At 61.2% G+C, this 26,526-nt stretch carries 31 protein-coding genes; 16 read left to right on the top strand and 15 right to left on the bottom strand.

Annotation, left to right across the window (positions count from 1 at the left end; all coding sequences use genetic code 11):
- The first annotated feature begins 30 nt into the window (after window positions 1-30).
- Window positions 31-468: a low molecular weight protein-tyrosine-phosphatase gene (locus ACROHD_RS01325; protein ID WP_432675467.1), complete on the top strand. Its 438-nt coding sequence runs from the start codon at window positions 31-33 to the stop codon at window positions 466-468.
- Window positions 469-470: 2 nt separating this feature from the next.
- Here ACROHD_RS01325 and ACROHD_RS01320 read toward each other — a convergent pair whose 3' ends face one another.
- Together ACROHD_RS01320 and ACROHD_RS01315 are read right to left on the bottom strand one after the other, a co-directional pair.
- Window positions 471-773, bottom strand: coding sequence for an arginine transporter (locus tag ACROHD_RS01320; RefSeq protein WP_432675466.1), 303 nt, complete (start codon window positions 771-773; stop codon window positions 471-473).
- 125 nt (window positions 774-898) lie between these two features.
- On the bottom strand, window positions 899-1,951 hold the full coding sequence (locus ACROHD_RS01315; protein ID WP_432675465.1) for a Leu/Phe/Val dehydrogenase: 1,053 nt from the start codon (window positions 1,949-1,951) through the stop codon (window positions 899-901).
- Between the two features lie 129 nt (window positions 1,952-2,080).
- Here ACROHD_RS01315 and ACROHD_RS01310 point away from each other — a divergent pair, with 129 nt between their 5' ends.
- Window positions 2,081-2,530 carry an Lrp/AsnC family transcriptional regulator gene (locus ACROHD_RS01310; RefSeq protein WP_432675464.1) on the top strand — a complete coding sequence of 150 codons (450 nt, stop codon included), beginning with the start codon at window positions 2,081-2,083 and terminating at the stop codon, window positions 2,528-2,530.
- Here ACROHD_RS01310 and ACROHD_RS01305 read toward each other — a convergent pair.
- The gene (locus ACROHD_RS01305; protein WP_432675463.1) at window positions 2,527-2,775 is read right to left on the bottom strand and encodes a ParB N-terminal domain-containing protein; all 249 of its coding nucleotides are present in this window, start codon (window positions 2,773-2,775) and stop codon (window positions 2,527-2,529) included. The genes ACROHD_RS01310 and ACROHD_RS01305 overlap by 4 nt on opposite strands.
- A gap of 331 nt (window positions 2,776-3,106) precedes the next feature.
- Here ACROHD_RS01305 and lepA point away from each other — a divergent pair, with 331 nt between their 5' ends.
- The gene (lepA, locus tag ACROHD_RS01300; protein ID WP_432675461.1) at window positions 3,107-4,906 is read left to right on the top strand and encodes a translation elongation factor 4; all 1,800 of its coding nucleotides are present in this window, start codon (window positions 3,107-3,109) and stop codon (window positions 4,904-4,906) included.
- Window positions 4,907-5,168: 262 nt separating this feature from the next.
- Window positions 5,169-5,351: a CTP synthetase gene (locus ACROHD_RS01295; protein WP_432675460.1), complete on the top strand. Its 183-nt coding sequence runs from the start codon at window positions 5,169-5,171 to the stop codon at window positions 5,349-5,351.
- A gap of 900 nt (window positions 5,352-6,251) precedes the next feature.
- Here the strand turns inward: ACROHD_RS01295 and ACROHD_RS01290 are convergent.
- Together ACROHD_RS01290 and ACROHD_RS01285 are read right to left on the bottom strand one after the other, a co-directional pair.
- The gene (locus ACROHD_RS01290) at window positions 6,252-6,530 is read right to left on the bottom strand and encodes a hypothetical protein (RefSeq protein WP_432675459.1); all 279 of its coding nucleotides are present in this window, start codon (window positions 6,528-6,530) and stop codon (window positions 6,252-6,254) included.
- Between the two features lie 249 nt (window positions 6,531-6,779).
- On the bottom strand, window positions 6,780-7,541 hold the full coding sequence (locus ACROHD_RS01285) for an alpha/beta fold hydrolase (RefSeq protein ID WP_432675458.1): 762 nt from the start codon (window positions 7,539-7,541) through the stop codon (window positions 6,780-6,782).
- 92 nt (window positions 7,542-7,633) lie between these two features.
- On the opposite strand from ACROHD_RS01285, the gene ACROHD_RS01280 reads away from it, so the two are divergent.
- Window positions 7,634-8,011 (top strand): hypothetical protein, encoded by a 378-nt coding sequence (locus tag ACROHD_RS01280; RefSeq protein WP_432675457.1) that lies wholly within the window; start codon window positions 7,634-7,636, stop codon window positions 8,009-8,011.
- Between the two features lie 360 nt (window positions 8,012-8,371).
- Here ACROHD_RS01280 and ACROHD_RS01275 read toward each other — a convergent pair whose 3' ends face one another.
- Window positions 8,372-9,283 (bottom strand): pirin family protein, encoded by a 912-nt coding sequence (locus tag ACROHD_RS01275; protein ID WP_432675456.1) that lies wholly within the window; start codon window positions 9,281-9,283, stop codon window positions 8,372-8,374.
- 193 nt (window positions 9,284-9,476) lie between these two features.
- Here ACROHD_RS01275 and ACROHD_RS01270 point away from each other — a divergent pair, with 193 nt between their 5' ends.
- Window positions 9,477-9,965, top strand: coding sequence for a hypothetical protein (locus ACROHD_RS01270; RefSeq protein WP_432675455.1), 489 nt, complete (start codon window positions 9,477-9,479; stop codon window positions 9,963-9,965).
- A gap of 21 nt (window positions 9,966-9,986) precedes the next feature.
- Here ACROHD_RS01270 and ACROHD_RS01265 read toward each other — a convergent pair whose 3' ends face one another.
- Window positions 9,987-11,417: a Glu/Leu/Phe/Val family dehydrogenase gene (locus tag ACROHD_RS01265; RefSeq protein ID WP_432675454.1), complete on the bottom strand. Its 1,431-nt coding sequence runs from the start codon at window positions 11,415-11,417 to the stop codon at window positions 9,987-9,989.
- A 287-nt stretch (window positions 11,418-11,704) separates the two neighbouring features.
- Here ACROHD_RS01265 and ACROHD_RS01260 point away from each other — a divergent pair, with 287 nt between their 5' ends.
- The 8 genes from ACROHD_RS01260 (at window position 11,705) to ACROHD_RS01225 (ending at window position 20,066) form a co-directional block, all read left to right on the top strand.
- The gene (locus ACROHD_RS01260; RefSeq protein ID WP_432675453.1) at window positions 11,705-13,279 is read left to right on the top strand and encodes a pilus assembly protein TadG-related protein; all 1,575 of its coding nucleotides are present in this window, start codon (window positions 11,705-11,707) and stop codon (window positions 13,277-13,279) included.
- 8 nt (window positions 13,280-13,287) lie between these two features.
- The gene (locus tag ACROHD_RS01255; protein ID WP_432675452.1) at window positions 13,288-13,818 is read left to right on the top strand and encodes a TadE/TadG family type IV pilus assembly protein; all 531 of its coding nucleotides are present in this window, start codon (window positions 13,288-13,290) and stop codon (window positions 13,816-13,818) included.
- Between the two features lie 7 nt (window positions 13,819-13,825).
- A complete protein-coding gene (locus tag ACROHD_RS01250) occupies window positions 13,826-14,482 on the top strand; it encodes a TadE/TadG family type IV pilus assembly protein (RefSeq protein WP_432675451.1) in 657 nt (218 codons plus the stop codon).
- 112 nt (window positions 14,483-14,594) lie between these two features.
- The gene (locus tag ACROHD_RS01245; RefSeq protein WP_432675450.1) at window positions 14,595-15,845 is read left to right on the top strand and encodes a sarcosine oxidase subunit beta family protein; all 1,251 of its coding nucleotides are present in this window, start codon (window positions 14,595-14,597) and stop codon (window positions 15,843-15,845) included.
- Window positions 15,808-16,317, top strand: coding sequence for a hypothetical protein (locus ACROHD_RS01240; protein ID WP_432675510.1), 510 nt, complete (start codon window positions 15,808-15,810; stop codon window positions 16,315-16,317). The genes ACROHD_RS01245 and ACROHD_RS01240 overlap by 38 nt, the downstream gene beginning before the upstream one ends.
- The gene (locus ACROHD_RS01235; protein ID WP_432675449.1) at window positions 16,317-16,589 is read left to right on the top strand and encodes a sarcosine oxidase subunit delta; all 273 of its coding nucleotides are present in this window, start codon (window positions 16,317-16,319) and stop codon (window positions 16,587-16,589) included. The genes ACROHD_RS01240 and ACROHD_RS01235 overlap by 1 nt, the downstream gene beginning before the upstream one ends.
- The gene (locus tag ACROHD_RS01230) at window positions 16,589-19,519 is read left to right on the top strand and encodes a sarcosine oxidase subunit alpha family protein (RefSeq protein WP_432675448.1); all 2,931 of its coding nucleotides are present in this window, start codon (window positions 16,589-16,591) and stop codon (window positions 19,517-19,519) included. The genes ACROHD_RS01235 and ACROHD_RS01230 overlap by 1 nt, the downstream gene beginning before the upstream one ends.
- Complete coding sequence (locus ACROHD_RS01225; RefSeq protein ID WP_432675447.1) at window positions 19,512-20,066, top strand: sarcosine oxidase subunit gamma; 555 nt, start codon at window positions 19,512-19,514, stop codon at window positions 20,064-20,066. Before ACROHD_RS01230 ends, ACROHD_RS01225 begins: the two co-directional genes overlap by 8 nt.
- Before the next feature lie 69 nt (window positions 20,067-20,135).
- Here ACROHD_RS01225 and ACROHD_RS01220 read toward each other — a convergent pair whose 3' ends face one another.
- From ACROHD_RS01220 to ACROHD_RS01205, 4 genes are all read right to left on the bottom strand, one after another.
- Window positions 20,136-20,666, bottom strand: coding sequence for a DUF4166 domain-containing protein (locus ACROHD_RS01220; RefSeq protein WP_432675446.1), 531 nt, complete (start codon window positions 20,664-20,666; stop codon window positions 20,136-20,138).
- Window positions 20,666-21,109, bottom strand: coding sequence for a thiol-disulfide oxidoreductase DCC family protein (locus ACROHD_RS01215; RefSeq protein ID WP_432675445.1), 444 nt, complete (start codon window positions 21,107-21,109; stop codon window positions 20,666-20,668). The genes ACROHD_RS01220 and ACROHD_RS01215 overlap by 1 nt, the downstream gene beginning before the upstream one ends.
- A 21-nt stretch (window positions 21,110-21,130) precedes the next feature.
- Window positions 21,131-21,400: an HlyU family transcriptional regulator gene (locus ACROHD_RS01210; protein WP_432675444.1), complete on the bottom strand. Its 270-nt coding sequence runs from the start codon at window positions 21,398-21,400 to the stop codon at window positions 21,131-21,133.
- A gap of 69 nt (window positions 21,401-21,469) precedes the next feature.
- Window positions 21,470-21,703 (bottom strand): RND transporter, encoded by a 234-nt coding sequence (locus ACROHD_RS01205; RefSeq protein ID WP_432675443.1) that lies wholly within the window; start codon window positions 21,701-21,703, stop codon window positions 21,470-21,472.
- Between the two features lie 331 nt (window positions 21,704-22,034).
- Between ACROHD_RS01205 and ACROHD_RS01200 the strand changes: the two genes are divergently transcribed.
- Window positions 22,035-22,487 (top strand): hypothetical protein, encoded by a 453-nt coding sequence (locus tag ACROHD_RS01200; RefSeq protein ID WP_432675442.1) that lies wholly within the window; start codon window positions 22,035-22,037, stop codon window positions 22,485-22,487.
- Between the two features lie 48 nt (window positions 22,488-22,535).
- Here ACROHD_RS01200 and ACROHD_RS01195 read toward each other — a convergent pair whose 3' ends face one another.
- Genes ACROHD_RS01195 through ACROHD_RS01185 form a run of 3 tightly spaced genes read right to left on the bottom strand, consistent with a single transcriptional unit; the run spans window position 22,536 to window position 25,047 of the window.
- On the bottom strand, window positions 22,536-23,519 hold the full coding sequence (locus ACROHD_RS01195; RefSeq protein ID WP_432675441.1) for a threonine ammonia-lyase: 984 nt from the start codon (window positions 23,517-23,519) through the stop codon (window positions 22,536-22,538).
- Complete coding sequence (locus ACROHD_RS01190; RefSeq protein ID WP_432675440.1) at window positions 23,516-24,361, bottom strand: alpha/beta fold hydrolase; 846 nt, start codon at window positions 24,359-24,361, stop codon at window positions 23,516-23,518. Before ACROHD_RS01190 ends, ACROHD_RS01195 begins: the two co-directional genes overlap by 4 nt.
- Entirely contained in the window at window positions 24,361-25,047 is a 687-nt protein-coding gene (locus tag ACROHD_RS01185) for a haloacid dehalogenase type II (protein ID WP_432675439.1), read from the bottom strand. Before ACROHD_RS01185 ends, ACROHD_RS01190 begins: the two co-directional genes overlap by 1 nt.
- A 190-nt stretch (window positions 25,048-25,237) precedes the next feature.
- On the opposite strand from ACROHD_RS01185, the gene ACROHD_RS01180 reads away from it, so the two are divergent.
- Window positions 25,238-25,666: an FKBP-type peptidyl-prolyl cis-trans isomerase gene (locus tag ACROHD_RS01180; RefSeq protein ID WP_432675438.1), complete on the top strand. Its 429-nt coding sequence runs from the start codon at window positions 25,238-25,240 to the stop codon at window positions 25,664-25,666.
- Between the two features lie 69 nt (window positions 25,667-25,735).
- Here ACROHD_RS01180 and ACROHD_RS01175 read toward each other — a convergent pair whose 3' ends face one another.
- On the bottom strand, window positions 25,736-26,524 hold the full coding sequence (locus tag ACROHD_RS01175; protein WP_432675437.1) for an enoyl-ACP reductase FabI: 789 nt from the start codon (window positions 26,522-26,524) through the stop codon (window positions 25,736-25,738).
- Window positions 26,525-26,526: the final 2 nt, after the last annotated feature.

Genomic DNA, 26,526 nt, shown 5'->3' with positions numbered 1-26,526 from the left:
GCACCAAGGGGCACCCAGGTAGGAGCACCCATGTCCAAGTCTATCCTCTGTGTCTGTCTCGGCAATATCTGCCGCTCACCGACGGGCGAAGCACTCTTGCGTGCGGCCCTGCCGGGAGCACGCATAGACAGTGCCGGAACCGCCGGCTGGCATGTTGGAAAGCCGCCCTACGGCCCGATGCAGGCGGCAGCGCGGGAACGGGGCTACGACCTGTCCGCGCAACGCGCCCGGCAGGTCACGACCGATGATTTCTATCGCTTCGATCTGATCCTTGCGATGGACAGCAGCAATCTGGAAGATCTTCAGGCGATCCGGCCCACTGATGCCACGGCAGAGCTGTCACTCTACCTCTCTGCGCTTGCAGATGCCCCGCGCGATGTCCCTGATCCCTACTACACAAGGGATTTTGACGGGGTGCTGACGCTTATCGAAAAGGCCGCAGGGGCCTGGGCCGAAAAGCTCGTCTGATCTCAGCCGCACATCTGTTCTGCGGTATCCCCGAAGGCTCGGTACCGATCCCAGAACGCCTCGTCGCGGCTGTTGTCCGACATGCGCAGCTCTTCCGCCTCGTCCGGGTCGTCAAAGAGCCGCGCCGCCCGGCGCTGTTCCCCGAAATTGAGCGTGATCCGTGCGGCGCTGCCGATACAGGCGCAGAGCGACGGATTTGCCGCCGTCCTTCCCGATGACATGCAGGCCCGTTCCACCGGGTTCGCGTTTAGCGGCCCGCCGGTCAGAAGGAAGGTGATAAGAAATGCCGAGAATGTCTTGGTCATCCCACTGCCTCGTTTTCCCCATGCAAGGGGTTGATCCCCTCATCTGCATGGCACTGTGCCGAAAACGCCCCCACAGTGCAATCTGCGAGGGCGTGATCCGGGGAAAATGGGCGGAAAATGGCGGGTCAGGCGGCGGGGCGCTGCTGCATTCGGGACAGCACGATATCATCCGCCACCTTATGCGGTGCCAGCCCACGCGCGGTGGCTTGGCTCAGGATCGCGTCCATCGTGGCCTCTGCCTCTGCCAGCTTGTCAGCAACGAAACCGTCCCGATCCCGGATCTTCAGGATCTCAGTTGCTACATTCACGATGCCGCCCGCATTGGCCACGTAATCTGGCGCATAAAGGATGCCGCGCTTGTGCAGGGCGTCGCCATCGGCTGGGGTCGCAAGCTGGTTGTTTGCCCCGCCCGCAACGGCCTGCACCCGCAGCTCAGGAATGGTCTCGGCGTTGAGGATGCCGCCAATCGCGCAAGGGGCGAGGATATCGGCCTCCGCCTGCAAGATCTGATCCACTGGGGCAATCGCTGCGCCAAAGCGCTCTGCCGCCCGGTCACAGCGTGCCGGGTCAATGTCGGTGACGATCAGGACCGCCCCCGCATCGTGCAGCATCTCGGCCAGATACCAGCCCACATGCCCCAACCCTTGAACCGCAACTTTGCGTCCGGTCAGATCGGTGCTGCCAAACCGGTGCCGGCTCACGCAACGAATGGCGTTGAAGATACCGCGCGCGGTGATGGGCGAAGGGTCGCCGCTGGCGAACTCCCCATCCGGCAGGCCGGCCACGAACTCAGTCCCGCGTGCAATCACCGCCATGTCCTCGGGGCTCATCCCCATGTCTTCCGCTGTCCAGTACCGCCCTTTCAGCGCCGCGATGGCCCCGGCGAAACCCGCCAGCAGCGCCTCGGATTTCAGCACCAAGGGATCGCCCATGATGACCGCCTTGCCGCCACCCAAGGGCAGCCCCGCTGCGGCGTTCTTGAAGGTCATCCCGTGGCTTAGTCGCAGCGCATCGGTCAGTGCCGCTTCCTCGCTGGCATAGGGCTTCATCCTCAGGCCGCCCGCAGCCGGGCCCAACTGGGTGGAGTGGATGGCAATAAAACCCACAAGCCCCGTTGCATCGTCGGAAACGCGCAATACTTCTTCATGGCTTGGCGTGGGCAGGGTCGTGATCTGCATGGGTGTCCTCCTCTTTGCAGTGGAGAATATCGTCAGGGCAAGGGTGATAGACGCCAAATATCCGTTCCAACGCCGCAACCATTGGTGATATTCTCTGTCATTCCCCTCTGATTCGAAGGATTCACGCGGATGGACGATCTCGACCGCAAGATTCTGACCACCCTGCAACGCGATGGCCGCCTGCCGGTCACCGATCTGGCCGAACGTGTCGGCCTGTCCCCCACCCCTTGCGCCCGCCGTATGGCGCGGATGGAGGCGGAGGGCATCATCACCGGCTATGCCGCCAAGGTCAGCCCGGAAAAACTGGGCTACCCCATCACCGTCTTCGTCTTCGCCGAACTGGAACGCCAGAGCCGCGACGCGCTGGAAGGGTTCGAGCGCGCCATCCGCCGCTTCCCCGAAGTGCTGGAATGTCACCTGATGACCGGCAGCCGCGACATTCTGCTGAAAATCGCCGCCCGCGATCTGCGCAGCTTCGACAGCTTTCTGGAGCACAACCTGATGAGCGTCCCCGGCATCCGCTCCACCCGCACCAGCTTTTCACTGCGCGCGATGGTGGATCGAGATCTGCGCCCCTAATGCAACCGTGCGCGGGTCAGATAGCCCTGAATGCTGTCTTCCCCCAAGGCCCGCAGCGCCTCCAGCCGGTGCAGACCTTCCTGCAACACATAGCGCCCCTTGCCCTCGCGCAGGCGGATCGGCACCTTCTGGCCGTTCTCCAGAATATCCTCGGCCAGCGCCTGCACCTTCTCAGGGTCCAGCGTTTTGGCCCGCTTTGCCGGAACATAGATCTCGCTGATGGGGAAGGTCAGGATCGGGGGCATGGCGGGGTCCAGTTCATGAGGGGTCCAGCCACACGCTAGCACAGACCGGGCCGAATGCCCGCGCTGATCGCAGGCGGGGTCATGATCGGCGGAGGATCGGGGGTGTTGCCGCGTTAGTTGGGCATCTAATCGCCATCTACGGCGCTCGCGGGGGCGATGGTGCGGCAGCTTTGCCGCGATTTCGCGCTGAAGGGAGGACGCTCTGTCTGTCTTGGCAAAACCACCTATGTTCGCAAGGAACCGCAACCCTGACACCTGCCGGTCACAGACATCACGACTGCCCTACGGACCCCATTGACCAAACCCAAAATCCCGCTCATATCCCACCATCATGACCGACCTTGATCTCATCCGCAATTTCTCCATCGTGGCGCATATCGACCACGGTAAATCCACCCTTGCCGACCGGCTGATCCAGCTGACAGGGACGGTGGCCGAACGCGATATGCAGGCGCAGCTCTTGGACAGCATGGATATCGAGCGCGAGCGCGGGATCACCATCAAGGCGAACACCGTCCGCATCGAGTACCCGGCCAAGGACGGCAAGACCTATGTCCTGAACCTGATCGACACGCCCGGCCATGTGGACTTCGCCTATGAGGTCAGCCGCTCGATGCAGGCCGTGGAGGGCTCGCTGCTGGTCGTCGATGCAAGCCAGGGGGTGGAGGCGCAGACGCTCGCCAATGTCTACCAGGCCATCGACGCGGATCATGAGATCGTGCCGGTCCTGAACAAGGTTGACCTGCCCGCCGCCGAACCCGAACGCGTGGCCGAGCAGATCGAGGACGTGATCGGCATTGACGCCTCTGACGCCGTCCTGATCTCTGCCAAAACGGGTGTCGGCATTCCCGATGTGCTGGAGGCCATCGTCACCCGCCTGCCGGCCCCCAAGGGCGACCGCAATGCGCCCCTCAAGGCGATGCTCGTCGACAGCTATTACGACAGCTACCTCGGCGTCGTCGTCATCATCCGCATCATCGACGGGGTGATAAAGAAGGGCGACCGCATCAAGATGATGAAGACCGGCGGCCGCTATCCCGTCGACCGGCTCGGCGTCTTCCGCCCCAAGATGCAGGATATCGGCGAATTGGGGCCGGGTGAGATCGGCTTCCTCACCGCCTCGATCAAACAGGTGCGTGACACCCGTGTGGGCGACACCATCACCCATGAAAAGGGCGGCACCGACAAGGCGCTGCCGGGCTTCAAACCTGCGCAGCCCGTGGTTTTCTGCGGCCTCTTCCCCGTCGACAGCGCCGAATTCGAGGACCTGCGCGACGCGATTGAGAAACTGGCCCTGAACGACGCCTCTTTCAGCTTCGAGATGGAAACCTCGGCGGCCCTCGGCTTCGGCTTCCGCTGCGGCTTCCTCGGCCTGCTGCACCTCGAAGTCATCCGCGACCGCATCGAACGCGAATACGATATCGAGCTGATCACCACCGCGCCCTCCGTGGTCTACCATGTCCACATGAAGGACGGCACGGTGCAGGAGCTTCACAACCCCGCCGACATGCCCGACCTGACCTATGTCGACCATATCGAGGAACCGCGGATCAAGGCGACCATCCTTGTCCCCGATGAGTATCTCGGCGACGTGCTGAAGCTCTGTCAGGACCGGCGCGGCATCCAGCTTGACCTGACCTATGCGGGCTCCCGTGCGATGGTGGTCTATGACCTGCCGCTGAATGAGGTCGTCTTCGACTTCTACGACCGGCTGAAATCGGTGACCAAGGGCTATGCGTCCTTTGACTACCAGATGGAGGGCTACCGGCAGGACCACCTGGTCAAGATGTCGGTGCTGGTGAACGAGGAACCGGTCGATGCGCTCTCGATGATGGTCCACCGCGACCGGGCCGAAATGCGCGGCCGCGCCATGTGCGAGAAGCTGAAAGAGCTCATTCCCCGCCACATGTTCAAGATCCCGATCCAGGCCGCCATCGGGGGCCGCGTGATTGCCCGCGAGACGCTGTCGGCCATGCGCAAGGACGTGACCGCCAAATGCTACGGCGGCGACGCGACCCGGAAGCGCAAGCTGCTGGACAAGCAGAAAGCGGGTAAGAAGAAGATGCGGCAGTTCGGGAAGGTTGAGATCCCGCAATCGGCGTTTATCAATGCGTTGAAGATGGATAGTTGAGGCGGATTGGCCTCACGTAGGGTGGGCAGTTTTGCCCACCTTCGTGCGCCTTGGTGGTGGGCAAACTGCCCACCCTACGCTTGCTTGAGTCAAAAAGAGAGATCCCATTTTAGACTCTAGTCATCTTAGGGTGAACCTTCTTAATTTCGTATCCGACGGTTCTGGCGAGGGGGTAGTGTTTTCGGAGAGCGGCTTCAGAGTACATCACCCACCCTGACCCAAATCAAAGCCCCCCGCCGCCCCACCGGCTAGGACATCCCCCATGTCCTATCTTCTCCTCCTCCTCCACCTCTTCATCGGCGCCACCCTCGCGGGCGTGTTCCTTGTCATCCTTCTGGTGGCGGGGTGGGCTGGGGTCTTGCCGATCATTGGGGCCGTCGTTGCGGGCTTTCTGCTGGCCTTCCCAATCGCAATCTACATCGCCCGCGCGATGCAGGGGCGGTGATTTCGTCTGCGCGAGGGGTAAACGGGGGGGTGTACAGGCGGTGTCCGCATGGCGCGCGCGCCTGTTCTCAGCGGGTGAGTCGCGGGTCGGTCCCCCGTAGCAGCGCAGAAAATCACCCTCGCAGGCGCAGAAACGGCCCCCGTGTCTGATGGCACCGGCACATCGCCCGCAACCCTGCCGAAAACTTGCGCTTTTCCGCCCCCATCCCCCGGTTGTCCCCAAGTCTTCCCACAAGCTGTCCACAAGAAATATCCATGCTGCAGTGCTATTTTCTTGAGCCACCGCCGCCCTTGTCCGACAGTTAATCCATCGCAAGGGTTCTTCGGAACCGGAGCGGGACGCAAAGGCCCCCAGGGACGGGTGCAGCAGGACGGCCTTATGGATCCGGAATGCAGGTAACCGTCTGGGATCGCAGCGGAAATTCGGGTGATACCTTCGGGTGGATCTTGGAGGGCTGAGATGTTCGGGTCGGTGCGGACCAGCTTAAAGCCTTCGGGCAGAGAGGTGGTTTTCCGGTCGTGTCTTGGGACGCGCCGGGTGCTGAAACCCTTCGGGGTGGAAGCAAGCGGAGGATCCTTGATCCAACGCACAGGGACCGGGTGGACCTTCGGGAAAGCAACGGACTATGGAAGGCGTCAGGCTGTGCCGCAAGGCACGATGCGAAGACCGCGTCTAAGCACCTGGCGCCTTCTTTCTGTTTTCACGTCTGAAACGAAAACGGGGTTCGCAGGCCATCACCCGCAAACCCCGCCACGTCAGTGGATGCATTACCGCGTCTAAAGCACCTGTGCCGCCAGCTAACACAGGACATTTCACAGGATCAACCATATCTCGGGGTCGACCCAAAATCAGGGGGGGACTGTGGCAATTTCCCCTATATGTGGACGTGAGGCACCCGATTCAGGGCTGTGCCCCATGAGCAGCCTCGGGGTGATCCTTCAGGAAGTGGTGTAAAACGACGAACAATTCGCGCGCGTGGTTGAGATCATCGCGGTGCAGGGCGGCGCGAATATCCTCGCAGATCATCTGCTGAACCCTCTGCGGCCCGTGATGCATATGCATCAACCGGTCTGCCAATGCAGCCGCATTGAGGGGAGGCAACGCCTCGTGTTCCGCAATGGAGGCGATCTCTTCATGGCTGAGCTCGGTCATGTCCATGATGTCATCAAGTGTAATCATCGTAACTCCTCCTCGTCGCCGATCATCGTTGTTGGCGGAGGATCCGGGAATGATTTGAGTCAAGGCAGCGCAGTGATACTTCGCGTGCGCACATTGCTTCAGGAGCGGGGATCAAGGATCGGAATCCTCCATGCGAAACTGCTTGTCCCTATCAAAACCAAGTCTGACGGCGGCCTAATCGGCGGCGACGTCTCTGTCGCGCTCGTACAGGGCCATGTGGTTTCCGGAAAAACGCGCAATCTCTGAGGGTTATCTGTTCAGGAACGCCCGCACCGCTGCCTCGAATTCGCGCGGTTTGTCGGCATGGAGCCAGTGCCCCGCGCCGGGAATTTTTGCAAAACGCGCCTTCGGGAAATAGCCTTTGATCGCCGCCCGATGGTCAGGGCGCACATAGTCGGACTCTGCCCCCGACAGCATGAAAACCGGCCCGTCGAACCGGCCCTCAACGGCCTCCGGCCAGCCCGTCGCCTTGCCCATGTCGCGGTCCAGAACGTCGTGGTTGAGCCGCCAGCGCTTGCCCTTAATATCCAGAGATTGCAGCAGAAAAGCGCGGACCCCGGCTTCGGGCACTGCCGCGCTCAGCTGGTCGTCCGCATCGCGCCGCGTCTCGACCCGCGACAGATCCACCGCGCGCATGGCGTCGATCAGGTGGCTCTGGCTGTGGCCATAGGCAACGGGCGCGATATCGGCCACGACGAGCCGGTTCACCATCTCGGGCCGCGTCAGCGCCAGCATCATCGCGGCCTTGCCCCCCATCGAATGCCCAAGCACATCCGCCTTGCCCCCATGCGCGGCGATCACCTCCGCCAGATCACCGGCCATATCGGGATATGTATGCGTCGGCTGAAAATCACTATCCCCATGATTGCGCATGTCGACGCTGATCACTTGCCGTTCGTCTGACAGGCGTTTGGCGACGACGTTCCAGTTGCGTGCGGAGCCGAAAAGGCCATGCACGATCAGGAGCGGGGGGCGGGTGGTGGGATCACCGATGATATAGGTCGCGAGCATGGCTCTGGAATATCCGATCCCGACCGATCCGGCCAGAGCCGTTGAGTGGAGAGGCGGAGGCCGCTAATGTTGGCCGTCGAAGAGGGAATCCCATGGCCGCCGATCCACAGGAACTCGCCAGATTGTCCGACCGCCTGACCGCGCTCATGCGCGAGAAACTGGGGGTGCGGGCAGATACTCTGCCTGCGGCGCTGCGTCGGGCAGGACGGAAACTGCCGCGGCGGCTGCGGCAGGACGGGGACGTGATACTGAACGCAATCGAACGGGCGCAGAATCCGCGGCTTGCGCGGGTCACCGATGGGGACGGGCCGATCCAAGCCGCGCGCCGGATCGAAAGGTATCTGTCCACGATTGACCCCGCCGCCGCCCGAGCCCGCGCGAGGGCGTATCTGTTCGCCGATCTGGCGTTTCGCCTTGCCGTGGTGATTGCCCTCGTCATTGGCATTCTTGCCTGGCGCGGCTACGTCTGAGCGATTGCGCTGGCCAGCCTGCGGCGGCCATCGCCATAGGGGGCGCGCCTCGTCAAGCCTCCCCTTCAAGGGAGGCCCTCCTCGACCCGCATTGCCATGGATAAACGGCGAAGGCAGGTATGCGCGACATCCGTTTCACCTGCGTCCGGCTGCCGCATCGAAAGCCTTTCGGTCGGTCCTATCTGGCTCATTGCGTGAACCTAAATGGACCAGAAAGGGAATTCTCATGTTCAAGGGATTGGGATTGTCGCTTGTGTTGATCATTGGCGGCATGATGGCGGCACCGGCCTTGCTGATTGCCGTCGTGTAACACAAGAAAGGCCCCGGGACTGGTCCGGGGCCTTGATTTCGCTACTCAGATCAGTGCTGCGGCTTGAGGAAGGTGCCGTTCCTCAGATCTCGCATCGCTTGTTGAATTTCAGCCTGGGTGTTCATTACGATCGGGCCGTGCCAGGCGACGGGTTCCTCGATCGGGGCACCAGAGATCAGCAGGAACCGAACGCCCTCTGGCCCGGCCTGCACCGTTACCTCGTCACCAGTGCCAAAGCGGATCAGCGTCCGGTTGCCCGACAGGTCACGCATGTTGACCTCTTGGCCCATCACCTCTTTTTCCAGCAACACGCCCTCTGGCTGAGAGGCATCGGCAAAGGCTGCTGCCCCTTCGAAGACATATGCGAAGGCGCGGCGATAGGTGTCGATCTTGAAGGTCTTTTTCACCCCGGCAGGCACGTAGACATCCAAATATTGCGGATCGGCGGCGATGCCGTCCACGGGGCTGCGTTTGCCCCAGAACTCACCCACGATGACTTTCACCTGCGTGCCATCATCGTCAATGATCTCCGGGATCTCTTTGCCCTGCACGTCCTGGTACCGCGGGGCGGTCATCTTCAGCGATGAGGGCAGATTGCCCCACAGCTGGAACCCATGCATCTGGCCTTTGGCATTCCCGAAGGGCATTTCCTGATGCAGGATGCCCGAGCCCGCCGTCATCCACTGCACGTCGCCTGCCCGAAGCTTGCCCGTGTTTCCCAGGCTATCGCCATGTTCCACGGTTCCGGCCAGAACGTAAGTGATCGTTTCAATCCCGCGATGCGGATGCCATGGAAAGCCGCGCATGTAGTCGCTTGGGGTCTCTCCACGGAAGTCGTCGAACAACAGGAACGGGTCCAGTTCGCTCGGGTCTTGAAAGCCGAAGGCGCGGTGCAGCTTGACACCTGCGCCTTCCATTGTGGGTTGGGCGCGCCGGGCTTCGGCAACAGGTCTGATGGACATGGGGCTCTCCTACTCCAGTTCGACCACAAGATAGGGCGGGGTAGGGGGGTGGGCAATTGCTGGTCCCCAAACGGATGATGTGCAGCCCTGCAGAGCGCCCGGGATGTTGTCCGGTCCAACCTGGGATGGCCATTGCGATCTGGCCATTTTCAACGCGCCATGCTCTAAGCCAGCGAACGGATTGGAGAGCCGCATGACCGATACCAACGAAGTTCTGGAACGCATTACGCCGAATGGCCCACGCCGGGTTTTTGCGACGGGGTCGCTCGGGATTTTGGGGGCGCTTCTGATCTGGATTGCGGCCAATCACCCGCCCAGTGACCTTGGCTTCGTCGCACTGCTGTTGATCATCGGTGCAGGAAGCATCTGGCTGTCCCGGACCCTGTGGCAGGCGTCGTCCGTCGTGCTGGAACTGACGCGCGAAGAACTGCGCGAAAAGGGCGGGCGGTTGATTGCGCGGATCGACAATATCGAAAAGGTGGATCGCGGCTTTTTCGCCTTCAAACCGGCTGCCGGGTTCCGCTTGGCGCTGAAGGAACGGATGTCATCGGTTTATGCGCCGGGACTTTGGTGGCGGCGCGGGCGAACGGTGATGATTGGTGGGGTGACCTCGCGCGCGCAGTCCAAGGCGGTGGCGGATCTGATCTCGATCCGCATAGCACAAAAGCGCGGAGAGCTGTAGCGCCCCCCGCGCTTCGCCGTATTACAGACCTTTGGCCCGGTAGCTGGACGCCACGCGTCCGATGGCAACCATGAACCCGGCCGTGCGCAGGTCGGTTACGTCGTTGCGGGTGTGCCAGACCTCCCGCATCGACTGATAGGCCGCGCGCATCGTGTCATCGAGACCTGAGCGCACCAGTTCCAACTCATCCGCGCCTCTGAGGTATTTCTCCTTGAAGTTCGGTGTCAGTTGCCACCCGATCCCGGTGTCTGCCGACAGGCGTTCCAGTTCGTTTACGATCAACTGGTGGCGCGCTTCTTCCTGGCGGCGTTGCATCCGGCCAAAACGGATGTGGGACAGGTTCTTGACCCATTCGAAGTAGGACACGGTCACACCGCCTGCATTGGCATACAGGTCTGGGATGATCACCGTGCCCCTCTTGCGCAGGATCTCGTCCGCGCCTGCGGTGATCGGGCCGTTCGCGGCTTCGATGATCAGCGGGGCCTTGATATTCCCCGCGTTCTGAAGATTGATCACCCCCTCAAGCGCGGCGGGAATGAGGATGTCGCACTCTTCCTCCAACGCCCTGACGCCGTCCTTGATGTAGCGGGGGCCGGGGAACATATCGACGCCGCCAGTGCGGGCGATATGGTTCTTGACCGCCTCTACATCCAAGCCATCGGGATCTAGCAGGGCACCATCGCGTTCGATGATGCCGACGATCTTGGCGCCATCTTCTTCCGACAGGAATTTGGCGGCGTGATAGCCCACATTGCCAAGGCCCTGCACGATGATCTTCTTGCCGTCCAGCGAGCCGGACAGGCCAGCCTTGGCCACATCATCGGAATGGCGGAAGAATTCTTGCAGCGCATATTGCACACCGCGCCCGGTCGCCTCGACCCGGCCCCGGATGCCGCCCGCATGGGGCGGTTTGCCGGTGACGCAGGCCTTGCCGTTGATGTCGGTGGTGTGCATCCGGGCGTATTGGTCGGCGATGATCGCCATTTCCCGTTCGCCGGTGCCCATGTCGGGTGCGGGCACGTTCTGCGCCGGATTGATCATGTCGCGCTTGATCAACTCATAGGCAAAGCGGCGAGTGATCTGTTCCAGCTCGTGCTCTTCGTAGTCGCGCGGATCAATGCAGAGCCCGCCCTTCGACCCGCCGAACGGCGCCTCTACCAAAGCGCATTTGTAGGTCATCAGCGCGGCCAGTGCCTCGACCTCGTCCTGGTTCACATTGGGGGCGTAGCGGATGCCGCCCTTGGCAGGCTCGAAATGCTCTGAATGGACCGAGCGATAGCCTGTAAATGTCCGGATCTCGCCACGCAGGCGAACCCCGAAGCGGACCGTGTAGGTGGCGTTACAAACCCGGATCTTTTCCTCCAGACCCGGCGGCAAGTCCATCAGGGATGCAGCACGGTTGAACATCAAGTCCACTGACTGACGGAAACTCGGTTCTCCCTTGGGGGACATCGCGTATACCTCCTTGGCGCGTTCCATGGGCAATACTTGATACGTTCACAATCTGCCCATTTTTTGAGCGGAACACAGGTTGACGTTTCATGCAAGACAACCTCTCGTTGAAACAGTCAGTTTCATGAGAATGGCCCGCAAAATGCAGCAAAGTTGATTGTTGTCATTCACTAAACTCCCCGTTTCCATCTCGCTTCCGCCCCATTTCTGCCGTTGTTCTAAACGACTAAGAGGATGGGTCGAACTGCGTCGACCCGCGACTCGTCACATCGAATGAGGCTTCCGGGATGACCCGCGCTACAGATCCGATCCGCAAAGAGCGACCCGCTGCACCAGCACGGCGCAAGGTCGGTTTTCTGCGCGACGAACGCGGTACAATCACGATTTTTGCATTGATGATGTTCGTTTTGATGCTTGCTGCTGGTGGCATCGCGATTGACGTGATGCGCTACGAAACTCAGCGCACCCAGTTGCAATATACGCTAGACCGCGCCGTTCTGGCTGCGGCAGCGCTCAACCAGACCGAAGACCCTGAAGCGGTCGTGATCGACTATTTCGCAACGTCAGGTCTGGAACATTACCGCCTGAATGTGGACGTGGACCAGGGCCTGAACTATCGCCGTGTGTCCGCCTACGCGGAAATGGATCTGCAATCCTACTTCATGAATATGTTTGGGGTGAACGCCCTGACATCACCTGCCCGCGGTGCAGCCGAAGAACGGATCATGGATATCGAGATTTCGATGGTTCTCGACATCTCCGGGTCGATGGGGTGGAACAACAAGATCCGCAACATGCGGGACGCCGCGAATGAATTTATCGACACGGTGCTGGCTGCGAATGAAGAGGAAGATCAGGTCTCGATCTCGATCATCCCTTACCACAGCCAGGTGAATGCAGGCACGACGCTGGCCAGCGTCTTTACCCTGTCGGATGAGCATAGCGAGTCCAATTGCACCCGGTTCGATCCCTCCGAGTACAACTACACCGCGCTGGATCCCGAGGTCGCGATCGAGCGGATCGCGCATTTTGATTATCGCAACCGCAGAAACTACCGCACTTTCAACACCCCGCACTGCACAACCAGCGACTACGCGGCGATTGTGCCATGGTCCAACGATGCGGCTGAACTGCACGCTCTGGTCAACAGCCTTTCTGCAAACGGAAACACCGCGATTGACCTTGGCATGAGATGGGCAGTTGGCCTGCTTGATCCGGCCGCACAGCCCGCCTTGTCGGCGCTGATCGACGCAGGCGAGGTGGACGAAGACTTCGCCGGGCGCCCCCATTCCTTTGAAGAACCCGAGGTTCTGAAAATCATCATTCTGATGACCGATGGCGAGAACACCAGTCAGGTTGACGTCGTTCAGGAATTCAAGCGCGGCCCCTCGACGGTATTCCGCGACCCAAGCAGCGGACGCACCTCTGCCTACCTGCCGCGCTACGACCTGTACTACTGGCACCACAATGACAGCTACAATTCCTACCCCTATGGCGGCGCCAATGCCGAGGCGATCCCGTGGGCGGAACTGTGGGGGCAGTATTCGGCACGAATGCTTGCGGGCGAGTACTACTACTACGCCGGTGACTGGGATTATTACCGCCAACTTCGGTACTACTCGATCGAAACCTATGCGGGCGCAAATGAGGCGGACGCGAACCTTCGCAACATCTGCGACGCCGCGAATGACGCCGGGATCATCGTCTTTACCATCGCGTTCGAAGCGCCGACCCGTGGTGAAAACGTCATGCAGTATTGCGCCACGACCCCCGCCCATTACTACGATGCTGAAGGGATCGAAATCTCCGAAGCGTTCGCCTCTATCGCGGCGTCGATCAACCAGCTCAAGCTGATCCAATAGAGCGTGTCATGTGGGGCTTGACCAATATATCACGCTTCTTCCGCCGCGAGGATGCCAATGCGACGGTGGAGTTCGTCATCGTCTTTCCGTTGATCCTGCTGATCTTCGTGGCGGCGTTCGAAACTGCGATGCTGCTAACCCGCCAGGTCATGATGGAGCGTGCATTGGACAGTGCGGTACGTTATCTGCGCCTGACATCGGGCGTGTCGGTGAGCCATGATGCGATCCGCGACAATATTTGTGACAACTCTCCGATCCTGATCAACTGTGAGGAATCGCTGCTTCTGGACCTGCGCGTCATCGACCAGGACACCTACAACCTGCCGGATTATCACACTCTTTGCGTGGACCGGTCCGGCACCGTGAATCCGGCCAATGAATTCAATCCTGGTGCCGACAACGAGCTGATGTTGATCCGAACCTGTGCCCTTGTGGACCGTATTCTGCCGATTTCGGGACTTGGTCTTGATCTGACGCGCGACGACACCGGCGCCATTCACATCACTGCTGCCACCGTCTTCGTGAACGAGCCGGAGTGAGATGACAATGACCCGACTGATCAGAGCATTCTGGAAAGACGAACGTGCCTCGGTCGCGCTTGAGGCGGTAATCGTGGTTCCGATTCTGGCGTGGGTATTCGTGGCGAGCTTTGTGTTTTTTGATGCTTTCCGGGTCTATAACACCTCGATCAAGGCCACCTATGCAGTGGCAGACGTTCTGTCACGACGCACGAGTGAGATTTCCAGCACCGATATCGAGGGGCTGGCAGATGTGTTTCAGTTCCTGACGCGGAATACCGCCGGGTCGTCCCTTCGTGTGTCCCAGATCACCCGGCAAGAGGGTGGATACCGGATTGACTGGTCTCATGGCACCGATGGCCTGACCTATATCCGAGCCTCGGACTTTCCGGATTTCATCGACAGGATTCCGATCATGGCCTTTGGCGACAGAATGCTGCTGATCGAAACCTTCCTGCCGCACCGCCCGGCGTTCAGCGCCGGCCTGGCAGATCAGGAATTTGTGAATTTCACCATCACCCGCCCCCGTTTCGCCGGGCAGGTGGCCTTTGTGGCCAACCTGAGCAATTCCTATGTTTATTCAAATAGCGGATACCCCACAGGACAGGATGGGTTCTACTACACCAACGAAGAGGGCGGTGCAGATCCTGCGCATGATCCGGATTGGGATGTCGATCCGTCCTGAATTGCGCGAACGTCGATAACTGACCTTTCCGTGTCGTGCGCTTGAGTTCCCTTTCCCGCATCGCCTGACTACACTCGCCCCGTTTATACCACCGACCGGGCAAGGAGAGGTCATGCGCTATTCGGGTTGGCAGGTCATCAAGCAAGGTCTGTCGGGCAACCGGGGCTGGAAACCGGCATGGCGCGATCCGTCGCCCAAGGCCGAGTATGACGTGGTGATCATCGGTGGCGGGGGGCACGGGCTGGCGACGGCCTACTACCTGGCCAAGGAACATGGGCTGACCAACATCGCGGTCCTTGAAAAAGGCTATCTTGGCGGCGGCAACGTTGGTCGGAACACCACGATCGTGCGCGCCAATTACGGGCTGGAAGGCAACTCTCAGTTCTATTCGCACTCTCTGAAACTGTGGGAAGGGCTGGAGCAGGATCTGAACTACAATGTCATGCACAGCCAGCGCGGGATCGTGAACCTGTTCCATTCCGACGGCCAACGCGACGCTTATGCTCGGCGCGCCAACATGATGATGAGCCAGGGCGACGACGCGATCCTGCTGGACCGCGAAGGGTGCCGCCAGCTGATGCCATTCCTGGATTACGACCAGACACGGTTCCCCATTTTCGGTGGCCTCTACCACAAGCGTGGCGGCACTGCCCGTCACGACGCCGTGGCCTGGGGCTTCGCGCGGGGGGCTGATCAGCGGGGCGTCGATCTGATCCAGAAATGCGAAGTGACGGGCATCGATGTCGAAAATGGCAAGGTCGTGGGCGTTCAGACCAGCCGCGGTGCGATCCGGGCCAAGAAAGTTGCGATGTGCGCGGCAGGCCGGTCCGGTCAGGTCGCGGCAATGGCCGCGATGCGCCTTCCGATTGAAAGCACCGTCTTGCAGGCTTTTGTCACCGAAGGGCTGAAACCTGTCATCGACAACGTGATCACCTACGGAATGGGCCACTTCTACATCAGCCAATCCGACAAGGGCGGCCTGGTGTTCGGCGGCGATATCGACTTCTACGCGTCCTATGCCTCTCGCGGGAACCTGCCCACTGCGGAACATGTGATGGAGGCGGGAATGACCCTGATGCCGATGATCGGCAAGGCCAAGATGCTGCGCAGTTGGGGGGGGATCATGGATATGTCTTCGGACGGCTCGCCCATCATCGACAAGACCCATATCGACGGGCTCTATGTCAATGCAGGATGGTGCTATGGCGGCTTCAAGGCGACGCCCGCTTCGGGCCATTGCTATGCGCATCTCATCGCCACAGATCGCCCGCACGAGGCCGCCACGCGCCACCGGCTAGACCGCTTCAACACAGGGAGGATCATGGATGAGGAATCCAAGGGCTCTCAGCATAATCTTCACTAGCGTGATGGCGGCGGCCCCGGCTTTGGCGAATGACATCTTCCCCTTGGGCTGCTTCGCGCGTGACTATTCGACAGAGCATCTGTCCGCGCATCCGTCGCAGGTGGTGGAACGTCTGCGGTTGAACTTTTACCAGCTGGAAGGCAGCGCGCCGGACAGCCTGCTCTATTTCAACGTCATCGCGCTGATGGCCGATCAGGGACATGCGGCCCAGGACGGGCTTGGCGGCAATGTCATGACCGAGACCGGCTTTTGCAATCGTCCATCCGGCTGCGGAGTCGAGGCAGATGGCGGCACGTTCGAAATCACTCAGTTCGATGGCGATATGATCGAATTCACCACCTCTCATCTGCGCGTGGGTATGAATCGTGCGGACGACTACGACGGGGTCTATTCCTCGCTTGGCGAAACCTACGACGCCGAAACCACTTACCGGCTTTATGCCGCCCAACCTGAAGCCTGTTCGGAGTTCTGATGCGTATCAAATGCCCCCTCTGCGGGGACCGCGACAGCCGCGAATTCACCCCCATGGGCCACGAGACCTATCTCGACCGGCCGACTGACGAGACATGGAGCCCGGCCTGGGACAATTACCTGCACCTGCGCGATAACCCGGCGGGTGTCACGCAAGAGCTGTGGTATCACGGGGCGGGCTGCACCAGCTGGCTGCGTGTGGAACGCGATACCGTCACCCATGACATCCTGCGGGTCGAACTGGCCCGCGACGCCAAGCGGGGGACTGCCTGATGCGGATCGAGGGCAAAGGCCGGGTCGACATTTCGGCCCCGGTGAAATTCAGCTTCGACGGGCAGGGATACACGGGGTTCAGGGGCGACACGCTGGCCTCGGCGCTGCTTGCGTCCGGCGTCCGGCTGGTGGGCAGGTCGTTCAAATACCACCGCCCGCGCGGGGTGCTTACGGCGGGATCGGAAGAACCCAATGCAATGGTGGAAGTCGGGCGCGGCGCGGCGCAGGTACCAAACGTGCGCGCCACGGTGCAGGAAATCTACGACGGGCTCGACGCCTACAGCCAGAACCGCATGGGGCCGCTGGCCTATGACCTGCTGTCAGTGAACGATCTGTTCCCGAACTTCCTGAGTGCCGGGTTCTACTACAAGACATTCATGTGGCCGCGTGCCTTCTGGGAAAAGCTCTATGAGCCGGTGATCCGCCGCGCGGCGGGTCTGGGATCGTTGTCGGGCAAGCACAACCCGGATCACTATGAGAAAGCCTTCGCGCATTGCGATATCCTCGTGATCGGATCCGGCCCCACCGGCCTGATGGCGGCGCTGACAGCGGCGCGGGGCGGCGCGGACGTGATCCTGTGTGAAGAGAGCAGTGACTTCGGCGGTCGGCTTTTGTCCGAGGCTGAGGAAATCGACGGTCAGCCGGGGGCAGAATGGGTCGCCTCGATGCTCGACGCGTTGCGCGACACGGGCCGAGTACGTCTCATGTCCCGCACCACCGTCACCGGCGCTTACGACCAAGGCACCTACGGCGCGCTGGAACGGGTGGGTCTGCATGTAAATGGCCCCGCCGAGCTGCCCAAGGAATGCTTCTGGCGGATCAACGCGCGGCAGGCGGTTCTGGCGGCGGGCGCGCTGGAACGTCCTTTGGCCTTCCCGATGAACGACCGCCCCGGCATCATGATGGCCAGCGCCGTGCGCAGTTACCTGCATCGCTACGGCGTGGCGGCGGGGCGCAAGGTGACGCTCTTTGCCACCAATGACGACGCACACCGCACCGCGCTCGACCTGATGGCCTGTGGGGTGGAGATCGCGGGCGTGGTCGATGCCCGCGCGGACGCCAAGGCGCAAGGTGACTACCCGCTATTCGCCGGGGCCGAAGTGATCACCACCAAGGGCCGCAAGGCGTTGTCAGAGATCACGATCCGTCACAACGGGTCCGAGCGCAAAATCGCCACCGATTGCCTGGCCATGTCTGGCGGCTGGAACCCAACCCTTCACATGACCTGCCACATGAACAGCCGGCCGGTTTGGAACGAGGAGATCGCGGGGTTCGTGCCCGCCGATGACGCGGTTCCAGGGTTGATCCCGGCAGGCGCTTGCAAGGGCACCTATTCAACGGCGGGCTGTCTGGCCGAGGGCGTGGACGCCGCGAAACAGGCGCTTTCTGCACTTGGCGGGAAGCTGCCAGAGGTGGAGATCCCGCAGGCAGGCGATGCTGTCGGCGGGTCGAAACCGCTCTGGCTGGTCAGCGGCAAGGGACGGGCCTGGCTCGACTTCGCGAATGACGTGACCTCGAAGGACATCAAGCTTGCAGCGCAGGAGGCGTTTACCTCTGTCGAGCACATGAAGCGCTACACCACGCAAGGCATGGCGCCGGATCAGGGCAAGAACTCCAATATCGGGGCGCTGGCCATTCTGGCGGATGCGACGGGACGGGCGATCCCCGAAACCGGGACGACCACCTACCGCCCGCCCTTCGTGCCGGTCTCTATTGCGGCCTTTGGGGCAGGGGCGCAGGGCAAGGGCTTCGCGCCCGAGCGCTTCACCACCAGCCACGACGCCAGCATTGAACGCGGCGCGCCGATGATTACGGCGGGTCTGTGGTATCGTCCCAGCTACTTCCCGCGTCCGGGCGAAACCACCTGGCGGCAAAGCTGTGATCGAGAAGTCATGATGACCCGCAACGCCGTGGGCGTCTGTGACGTCTCTACGCTTGGCAAGATCGACATCCAGGGGCCTGACGCGGGCGCGTTTCTGGACTTCGTCTACACCAACATGTTCTCCACGCTTAAGGTCGGTCGCGTACGCTATGGCCTGATGCTGCGCGAAGATGGGCACGTGATGGATGACGGCACCACCGCCCGGTTGGGCGAGACGCATTATGTCATGACCACCACCACGGCGGCGGCCGGCGAGGTGATGAAACACCTTGATTTCGTTCAGCAATGCCACCGGCCAGACCTGAATGTCCGCTTCATTTCAATCACCGAACAATGGGCGCAGTTCAGTGTCGTTGGCCCCAAATCGCGCGAGCTTCTGAATGGTTTGCTGGACGCGCCGATCGACAATGACAGCTTCCCCTATATGGGCTGTGGTGAGGTCAGCGTGATGGGCGTCAAGGCGCGCCTTTTCCGTATCAGCTTCTCAGGCGAACATGCCTATGAAATCGCGGTCCCGTCTCGTTATGGCGAGGCTCTTTATCGCCAATTGGTGACGCAGGCCGAAACGCTCGGCGGCGGCGCCTACGGGATGGAAGCGCTGAACGTTATGCGGATCGAGAAGGGCTTTATCACCCATTCCGAGATTGATGGGCGCGTGGTGCCGTTTGATATCGGGATGGATCGGATGGTGTCTGCAAAGAAGATGTGCGTCGGCAAACCCGCCACAACGCGCGAGGCGCTGAAGGAAAGCGACCGACCGCAGTTGGTGGGGCTCAAACCGGTTGGTGCGGTCAAGCAACTGACCGCTGGTGCGCGATTGTTCTCGGCGAATGCCGGGACCGTTCGTGAGAATGTAGAGGGTTACACGACCTCGGTCGGCTTCTCACCCACGCTTGGCCATTTCATTGGGCTCGGCTTCCTGAAGGATGGCCCGAACCGGATCGGAGAAGTCGTGAAGATGGTCGATTTTGTGCGGAAGGTGGAAACGATGGTAGAGGTGTGTAGCCCCGTCTTTCTCGATCCAGAAGGGGAGAAGCTCCGTGGTTAAGCTGGTTGCGAAATCGCCCTGTGACGGGGTTTTGCCTATGGAAATCAATGGGTTGAGCCTGACGGAAGTTGCGCCCGTGATGATCACCTCGGTTGCCCCCTATGCCGGGCAGGAGGCCGCGGCCTCGGCCGCTATGAAAGCTTTGATCGGGGCCGAAATGCCAGCCCCCAACCGGTCCACGGGCCGCGACGGGGCGCGGGTGATCTGGACCGGAGCCGGGCAGGCGATGGTGATTGGCGTGGCGGTTGATGCATCGCTCGCGCAACATGCGGCGTTGACAGATCAAAGCGACGCTTGGGTCACGTTTCGCCTGCAAGGTCAAGGGGTTGAGGATGTATTGGCACGGCTCACACCGCTTGATCTGAACCCCGGTGTCTTCAAGAAAGGCCACGCCGCGCGCAGCCAGTTGGGGCATATGAATGCGGTCTTTCTGAAGGTCGCTGCAGACGCGTTCCAGATCATGGTTTTCCGGTCCATGGCGCGCACGGCGGTGCATGAATTCGAGGTCGCCATCAAAGCCGTCGCAGCCCGCGCCGCGCTGGCTTGAGACACTAAAAACAGGGGGGTGCCATGCGTACACCCCCTGTGCACCGGGCGTGCAGACAAATTGCCGGATTCACAGCGGGCGCAACTGTCCGCTATAGCGGATGAGCAGCCCGACCAGCGGCAGCGACGCTGATACATCAAAACCGAACTTGCCGTCCTCGGTCTGGTACTCGCTGGTTTCGCTTCTCGGGGTCAGCCACCGGGGCATCGGCAGGCCGAGAACATGCATTTTGGTGATGTCATAGTGCAACCGCCCGTTCGTCATCCGCAATGACATCCGCAGGCGGATCGGACCGAAGCGTTCGAGGACCGCGCGGCCATCGTCCGAGATGCTCAGGCGGGATTGCGTGACATGGCCGCCGAAATCGCGCCGCCAGGTGCAGCCGTCCGGTGCGGTCTGGGTCAGCACTGAAACCGGAAGATCGGGGGCGGCCTGCGGGAACCCGCCAAGCCATAGCGCCAAACGGGCGATCAAAGAGCCCCCACGCGTCACTGTACAGCGGCCCAGGAAGCTGGCCTGTCCGTTTGTCTCATGAAGGGCAGCCACGGCGGGGGGCAGGGTCAAACCGGTGGTGCGGGCCACCTGCGCGACCGGGTCCATCAGCCCCAACCACCGGGCAGGAAGCGCGCTCGGACATCGGCATCGGGGATCATGCAGGCGTCATATCGTCCAAACCAGCGATAGCGGTTTCGGGCAATGAGCGTGTAAAGCGGGCCAGTCATCCAAGCAGGTGGCCAGCCGGTCACCGCCAGACCGCGCCATGGCCAGCCAAGCGCGCGCATGGCCGCGGCAAAAGCGCGGGCTTTGGTATGGACCCGCCCGCCGATGATCACCAGGTTCGTCTCGTAGTCTTCGATAGAGAGCCCAAGAGCCTGATAGAGCTGATCGCCAAGGGGCGATTGGGCCACGACAAAGCGGAATTGTCTCTCGCGATCATGCCGCAGAAGGAATCGGAAAAAGCCGGAACACAATACGCATTCCCCGTCGAACACCACCACCGGGGCGGGGCCGATCCGGTCGATCAGGGGCGGGGGCAGCTGCATGGCGGGGCCTCTTGTGACCGGTCAAAAGATCCTGTCGCCCATCTGATCGATCATGGATTTGGCTTTTTCGATCGAAGCCTCTGCGGCCTGATCGGGCCCGTGTAGCACATCTGCGCGGATCAGGTGGTGGGTTTTAAGCTCTCCGGCGATCTCTTTCTCGATCCGGGCGGCGATGCGGTAGCCGTCGGGCTCTTTCACCGGTTCGGGAAGGATGGTGTAGCCATTATAGACGACTGGCTCGGGGCCCTTGGGGGTGCCGGACCCGCCGAAGAGTTTCTTGAAAAGGGACATACCTATGCTCCTGACCTGTTCGGGGCAGAGTGAAGCAAAGGCGACGGGGGATGTCCACCTGTTGGGTGCTTAGGTGCGGGTGGGAGGCGCGGGAACCAACCTGAGGAACAGCAGCAGCCAGGGCAGAGCGTGCAGGGCAAGGTCGAAGATATCAATGGGTTGGGTAAGCGTGCCGCCCGCCAGCATTTTAAGCTTCTCCCAGATATGCGGTTCCGGCGTGAACGGCGCCAGCCCAAGGGTGAGACTGGCAAGGATCAGGTAGAGCACAGGGATGGCATCGAGGCGTCGTTTGAGGGCGGACATGGGCGGCTTCCTGCATGGGGTGGGCGGAGTGAAACAGGCGGGGCAGGGGATGTCCAGGAAACCGCTTGCCGCGAATAAGGGAAAAGGGGGGGCTGGGATCTTGATGCCCTGGCTATCCGTGCAGCAATTGAATCTGAGGCCGCTTGAGATTCTAACTGATTTTGCCTGTTTTGCGAATGGGCGGTGCGGAAATTATCAATTACGCCAAATGTTTTTTTAGTTGAGTGGCAGATTGATACGGGTTTAACAATGGAGATGTGTGAAGCCTTTAGAATGGTGGTTTAACTTAAGCTGCTGTTCATAAACGACTTGGGGGGAGTGAAAAGTCGAAATGAGTATACGCTATTTGAAGAAAGCGGGTGTGTATCAAGCATTTCTGGCATTGGGGTTGGTATTGGCAGTTTCCGCCCCCACCCAGGCCCAAACGTTTGAACTGGCCGTCGATGACAGCTTCGTTGAATCCGATATCCGCTTTACCGGCGAACTCGGGATTGTCTATTCTTTTTTGTGGCGCGCCGTTGCCTATGAGGGAGAAGTGGCCATTTGCGGTGTCGGGCGTGTAACGCGGCCGCGTCTGAGAACCACTGTGCGGGGAATGCTTCGTGGGGCGTCAATCCAGACGTCCGGGCAGGACGTTCCGTTGGATCTGACATATTTCACCAATGCACGCAGTGTGCCGGCTCTGCGGACAGAGACCGCGACCTGCCGCAGCACCGGTATTCCGCTATCGCAGGCGAGCGGGGGCATTTCCCTGATCTTCGGAGATGCGATCTGGCGGAACTGAGGCGGGGGCCGAACCTGCGTAGGGTGGGCAGTATCTGCCCACCTGCCGTCAACTGCCTTCGCCGAATTCCTCCAGCACCTTCGCGAACAACTCCGCATCCACATTGCCGCCAGAAGCCACGGCGATGACTGCGTCGCCCTCTATCGTTTCGGGGTGGAACAGTGCTGCGGCAAGTGCAATCGCGCCGCCCGGTTCAAGCACCACCTTCAGCCGCGAAAAGGCCAAAGCCATGGCGCGCAGGCAGTCGCGTTCGGGAACAACGACGCCTAGCCCACATAGCCGGTGCATGATCGGAAAGGTCAGCTGCCCCGGTTCAGGTGTGATGATCGCATCGCAGAGCGAACCGGAAGTACGGGCGTTTCGCTCGATCCGGCCGGAGGTCAGGGATCGGGTCACATCATCGAACCCTTCCGGTTCCACGGGGCGCGCGCGCAGGCCCGGGGCTTTGGCCTCCAGCGCCAGGGCGATGCCAGAGGTCAGCCCGCCCCCGCCGCAGCAAACCAGAACATCGGCCTTTTCAACACCCTCCTGCGCCGCCTGTTCCGCCATTTCCAGCCCGACGGTGCCCTGGCCCGCGATCACATAGGGGTTGTCGAAGGGCTTGATCAGGGTCAGTCCACGGTCCTCCGCCAACCGCGCGCCTATTTCGTCACGATCTTCGCTTTCACGATCATAGGTGATGACCTCGGCCCCCAAGGCCTTGGTATTGGCAATCTTCAGGCGCGGGGCGTCTGCGGGCATGATGATGACGGCGGGCGCGCCATGCAGCTTCGCCGCATAGGCCACGCCTTGCGCGTGGTTGCCAGACGAAAACGCGATGACACCGCGCTTGCGGGTTTCAGGGTCCAGTGCCGACACTGCCGACCAGCCGCCGCGAAACTTGAAGCTACCGGTGTGTTGTAGGGCCTCTGGCTTGATCAGCACCCTGCGACCAGCGATCTCGTCCAGGAAAGGGGACGACAGCAGCGGCGTGCGTCTTGCGTGGCCCTTCAACCGCTCGGCGGCGGCTTCGATCATGGTGATATCGGTCATGTCAGGCTGTCCAGGAACTGTGTGATGACAGAAAGGCTTTCGGGTTCATCCAGAAAGGGCACATGGCCACGGTCGGCGACATCCGAATAGATCATGTCGGGGCGCAGGGCCTGCATCTGCGTGGCGGTTTCGAGCGATAGCAGGTCCGAATTCGCGCCGCGTATCAGTGCCAGAGGAAGCCCCTCAAGCGCGGCGAAGAGCGGCCAGAGGTCGGGGGCGGGCTGACCCTCGGCAGCTTTCATCTGGTCAAGCGTCGCATCACGTAGCTTCGGGTCATAGCGCAGGGACAGGGTGCCGTCGTCAGCTACGGCCCAAATCCGGCGGATGTAGTTGGCCCAGATCTCGACAGGCACATTGGGAAAGCGTGTGCCCATGCGTTTCGGAACCTCTCTCAGCGCCGTGTCAAAATCCGGATCTATCGGCGGCAGGCCCAGATAGCCCATGATATAGGCCAGCCCCGCAGGCTCGATCACCGGGCCGATATCGTTGAAACAGACACCCGCCAGCCGGTGCTTGGCCGTGGCTGCCAGCGTCATTGCCACCAGCCCCCCGCGCGAGGTGCCAAGGATCGCAGCCTGTTCCAGGCCCAGATGGTCCAGCAGGCCAATGACGTCCTGGCTTTCCTGTAATACATTGTAGTGGCCGTAATCGGGGTCAAAGCCCGAGGCCCCGCGCCCTCGGAAATCCATGCGGATCACACGGGCGCGATGCGCGAAGTGATCCACCACCGGTTCGAAGTCATCCATGTTGCGGGTCAGGCCCGGCAGGCACAAAAGCACCGGCCCTTCACCTCGGTCATCATAGGCGAGCCTCAGCCCGTCGGCGGCAGTGAAGAAGTCCATCAAAGGGCCTGTGCTATGTTGGGGACAGTGGTCAGGTCGGTGGCAATCCGGTCGGGCGGGTCGGGCAAGCGGTCAAGCGGTTCGCCCGCACGGTTGACCCAGAGAACCCGGAAACCAAAGGCGCGGGCAGAGGTCGCATCCCAGCCATTCGAAGATACGAACAGCACCTCGTCCTTATCGCAGCCGAACCGGTCGGTCACCAGCTTGTAGACGCTGGCATCGGGCTTGAAGATGCCCACTCTTTCGACACTCAGCACATCGTCCAGAACATCGTCCAAACCGGCACTGTCCACCGCGCCTTTCAGCATCGGCGGAGACCCGTTGGACAAGATTGCGGTATTCATGCCCGCAGCCTTCAGTGCCGCCAGCATGGCGGGGACTTCGGGGAAGGCCGCAAGGTTGAAGTAGAGCCCGAGCAGCTTTTCACGCAGATCAGGATCCGTCTGACCGGTCTTTTCCAACGCCCAATCCAGACCGTCTTTTGTAACCTGCCAGAAATCGGTGTGTTGGCCGGTCAGGGCCCGGATCCAGGTGTATTGGAGCTGCTTGGCGCGCCAATGGGTCGACACCTCTTGCCAAACGGCGGCGAAGGCCTCCTGCCCCGGTTCAGAGGCAACCGCGCGGGCGGCAGCGTTCACGTCAAAAAGCGTGCCGTAGGCATCGAAAACGCAGGTTGTGATGGTCATGACCTGTCCCCCTTTGCGGGCAGAGTTGCACAAGGGCACGGCGGGGGAAAGCCATCCTCACAGCTTTTCAGGATTCACGGTTTCAACTCAGTGTCAGGGCTGATAGCGTAGCGGCCACATCTGCGGAAGGATGGGCCGGGATCTGCGCCCACCCCGCGAAAACTCACCCCCCTACATACAGGATGACTTCATGACAGAGGCCACTTCAGGCAGCAAAGTTGCGTTTCATTACACCGGCACGCTTACCGACGGCAGCGTCTTCGACAGCTCGGAAGGCCGCGACCCGCTGAGCTTCACCATGGGCCAGGGCCAGATAATCCCCGGTCTGGAGAAGGCTTTCGATGGCCTGAAAGTGGGTGACGAGAAGACTGTGACCGTTCCTGCCGCCGAGGCCTATGGCGAGCACAACCCGCAAGCTGTGCAGCAAATCCCCCGCGACCAGATTCCCGAAAACATCCCGACCGAAGTGGGTACCCAGCTGCAAATGCAGGCCCCGAACGGGCAGGCGATCCCGGTGGTTATCGCCGAGGCAACGGACGAGCATATCACGCTCGACGCCAACCATCCGCTGGCAGGGAAAGACCTTACCTTTGCGGTTAAGGTTATGTCGGTCGAGTAAAACGCAATGCGGCACCCATTTGGGTGCCGCTTTCGCCCTGCCACCGCTGGGCACATGAAAAAGCCGGGATCAGAGATTCTCCGGCTGCATCATCCCCAACACATGGTAGCCGCCGTCGACGGTGATGATCTCACCGGTCGTGCAGGCGCCGTAGTCAGACGCCAGGTAGACCGCCGTTCCCCCGATGGACTCGAGCGTGGCGTTGTCACGCAAGGGGGCGTTGTCGCGGGCGGTGTTGAAGGTCTTGCGCGCGCCCGAAATCGCCGCGCCTGCCAGCGTCTTCATCGGGCCTGGGCTGATCGCATTCACGCGGATCTTGTTCGGGCCCATATCGTTGGCCAGATACCGGACTGAGCTTTCCAGCGCCGCCTTGGCCACGCCCATCACGTTGTAGAACGGCGTCACCCTGTTTGATCCCATATAGGTCAAAGTCAGGATCGTGCCGCCATCGGTCATCAGCGGTTCTGCCCGCCGGGCCACGTCGATGAGCGAGTAGCACGAGATGGTCAGTGAGTTGCGGAAGTTGTCGCGAGTGGTGTTGATGAACCGCCCGCCCAGTTCATTCTTGTCGGAAAACGCGATGGCGTGTACCACGAAATCGAGCTTGCCCCAGGCCTCTCCGATCTGCCCGAAGCAGGCGTCGAGAGAGGCATCGTCGGTCACGTCCACATCAACCAGCAGATCGACGCCAAGCTGCTCCGCCAAGGGTTTCACCCGCTTGCCGAATGCGTCGCCCTGATAGGAAAACGCCAGCTCTGCGCCCTCGGCATGCATGGCCTTGGCGATGCCCCATGCGATCGAGCGGTCATTGGCAACGCCCATGACCAGCCCGCGTTTGCCCTTCATCAAATCAGCCATCT

The organism is Nioella aestuarii (genome assembly GCF_050896395.1).
GTDB classification, from domain to species: Bacteria; Pseudomonadota; Alphaproteobacteria; order Rhodobacterales; family Rhodobacteraceae; genus Nioella; species Nioella aestuarii.
Note: the sequence above shows the minus strand (reverse complement) of the source record. Positions and strands in the feature narration are given on the sequence as shown.

Coding starts and splice junctions, on each gene's coding strand:
- ACROHD_RS01270 (WP_432675455.1), top strand. CDS start 9,477: ATGACCGATACCAACGAAGTTCTGGAACGCATTACGCCGAATGGCCCA.
- ACROHD_RS01215 (WP_432675445.1), bottom strand. CDS start 21,109: ATGCAGCTGCCCCCGCCCCTGATCGACCGGATCGGCCCCGCCCCGGTG.
- ACROHD_RS01275 (WP_432675456.1), bottom strand. CDS start 9,283: ATGTCCATCAGACCTGTTGCCGAAGCCCGGCGCGCCCAACCCACAATG.
- ACROHD_RS01210 (WP_432675444.1), bottom strand. CDS start 21,400: ATGTCCCTTTTCAAGAAACTCTTCGGCGGGTCCGGCACCCCCAAGGGC.
- lepA (WP_432675461.1), top strand. CDS start 3,107: ATGACCGACCTTGATCTCATCCGCAATTTCTCCATCGTGGCGCATATC.
- ACROHD_RS01280 (WP_432675457.1), top strand. CDS start 7,634: ATGGCCGCCGATCCACAGGAACTCGCCAGATTGTCCGACCGCCTGACC.
- ACROHD_RS01255 (WP_432675452.1), top strand. CDS start 13,288: ATGTGGGGCTTGACCAATATATCACGCTTCTTCCGCCGCGAGGATGCC.
- ACROHD_RS01260 (WP_432675453.1), top strand. CDS start 11,705: ATGACCCGCGCTACAGATCCGATCCGCAAAGAGCGACCCGCTGCACCA.
- ACROHD_RS01230 (WP_432675448.1), top strand. CDS start 16,589: ATGCGGATCGAGGGCAAAGGCCGGGTCGACATTTCGGCCCCGGTGAAA.
- ACROHD_RS01220 (WP_432675446.1), bottom strand. CDS start 20,666: ATGGACCCGGTCGCGCAGGTGGCCCGCACCACCGGTTTGACCCTGCCC.
- ACROHD_RS01195 (WP_432675441.1), bottom strand. CDS start 23,519: ATGACCGATATCACCATGATCGAAGCCGCCGCCGAGCGGTTGAAGGGC.
- ACROHD_RS01315 (WP_432675465.1), bottom strand. CDS start 1,951: ATGCAGATCACGACCCTGCCCACGCCAAGCCATGAAGAAGTATTGCGC.
- ACROHD_RS01265 (WP_432675454.1), bottom strand. CDS start 11,417: ATGTCCCCCAAGGGAGAACCGAGTTTCCGTCAGTCAGTGGACTTGATG.
- ACROHD_RS01305 (WP_432675463.1), bottom strand. CDS start 2,775: ATGCCCCCGATCCTGACCTTCCCCATCAGCGAGATCTATGTTCCGGCA.
- ACROHD_RS01245 (WP_432675450.1), top strand. CDS start 14,595: ATGCGCTATTCGGGTTGGCAGGTCATCAAGCAAGGTCTGTCGGGCAAC.
- ACROHD_RS01320 (WP_432675466.1), bottom strand. CDS start 773: ATGACCAAGACATTCTCGGCATTTCTTATCACCTTCCTTCTGACCGGC.
- ACROHD_RS01325 (WP_432675467.1), top strand. CDS start 31: ATGTCCAAGTCTATCCTCTGTGTCTGTCTCGGCAATATCTGCCGCTCA.
- ACROHD_RS01180 (WP_432675438.1), top strand. CDS start 25,238: ATGACAGAGGCCACTTCAGGCAGCAAAGTTGCGTTTCATTACACCGGC.
- ACROHD_RS01285 (WP_432675458.1), bottom strand. CDS start 7,541: ATGCTCGCGACCTATATCATCGGTGATCCCACCACCCGCCCCCCGCTC.
- ACROHD_RS01200 (WP_432675442.1), top strand. CDS start 22,035: ATGAGTATACGCTATTTGAAGAAAGCGGGTGTGTATCAAGCATTTCTG.
- ACROHD_RS01175 (WP_432675437.1), bottom strand. CDS start 26,524: ATGGCTGATTTGATGAAGGGCAAACGCGGGCTGGTCATGGGCGTTGCC.
- ACROHD_RS01295 (WP_432675460.1), top strand. CDS start 5,169: ATGTCCTATCTTCTCCTCCTCCTCCACCTCTTCATCGGCGCCACCCTC.
- ACROHD_RS01310 (WP_432675464.1), top strand. CDS start 2,081: ATGGACGATCTCGACCGCAAGATTCTGACCACCCTGCAACGCGATGGC.
- ACROHD_RS01205 (WP_432675443.1), bottom strand. CDS start 21,703: ATGTCCGCCCTCAAACGACGCCTCGATGCCATCCCTGTGCTCTACCTG.
- ACROHD_RS01240 (WP_432675510.1), top strand. CDS start 15,808: ATGAGGAATCCAAGGGCTCTCAGCATAATCTTCACTAGCGTGATGGCG.
- ACROHD_RS01185 (WP_432675439.1), bottom strand. CDS start 25,047: ATGACCATCACAACCTGCGTTTTCGATGCCTACGGCACGCTTTTTGAC.
- ACROHD_RS01290 (WP_432675459.1), bottom strand. CDS start 6,530: ATGATTACACTTGATGACATCATGGACATGACCGAGCTCAGCCATGAA.
- ACROHD_RS01235 (WP_432675449.1), top strand. CDS start 16,317: ATGCGTATCAAATGCCCCCTCTGCGGGGACCGCGACAGCCGCGAATTC.
- ACROHD_RS01250 (WP_432675451.1), top strand. CDS start 13,826: ATGACCCGACTGATCAGAGCATTCTGGAAAGACGAACGTGCCTCGGTC.
- ACROHD_RS01190 (WP_432675440.1), bottom strand. CDS start 24,361: ATGGACTTCTTCACTGCCGCCGACGGGCTGAGGCTCGCCTATGATGAC.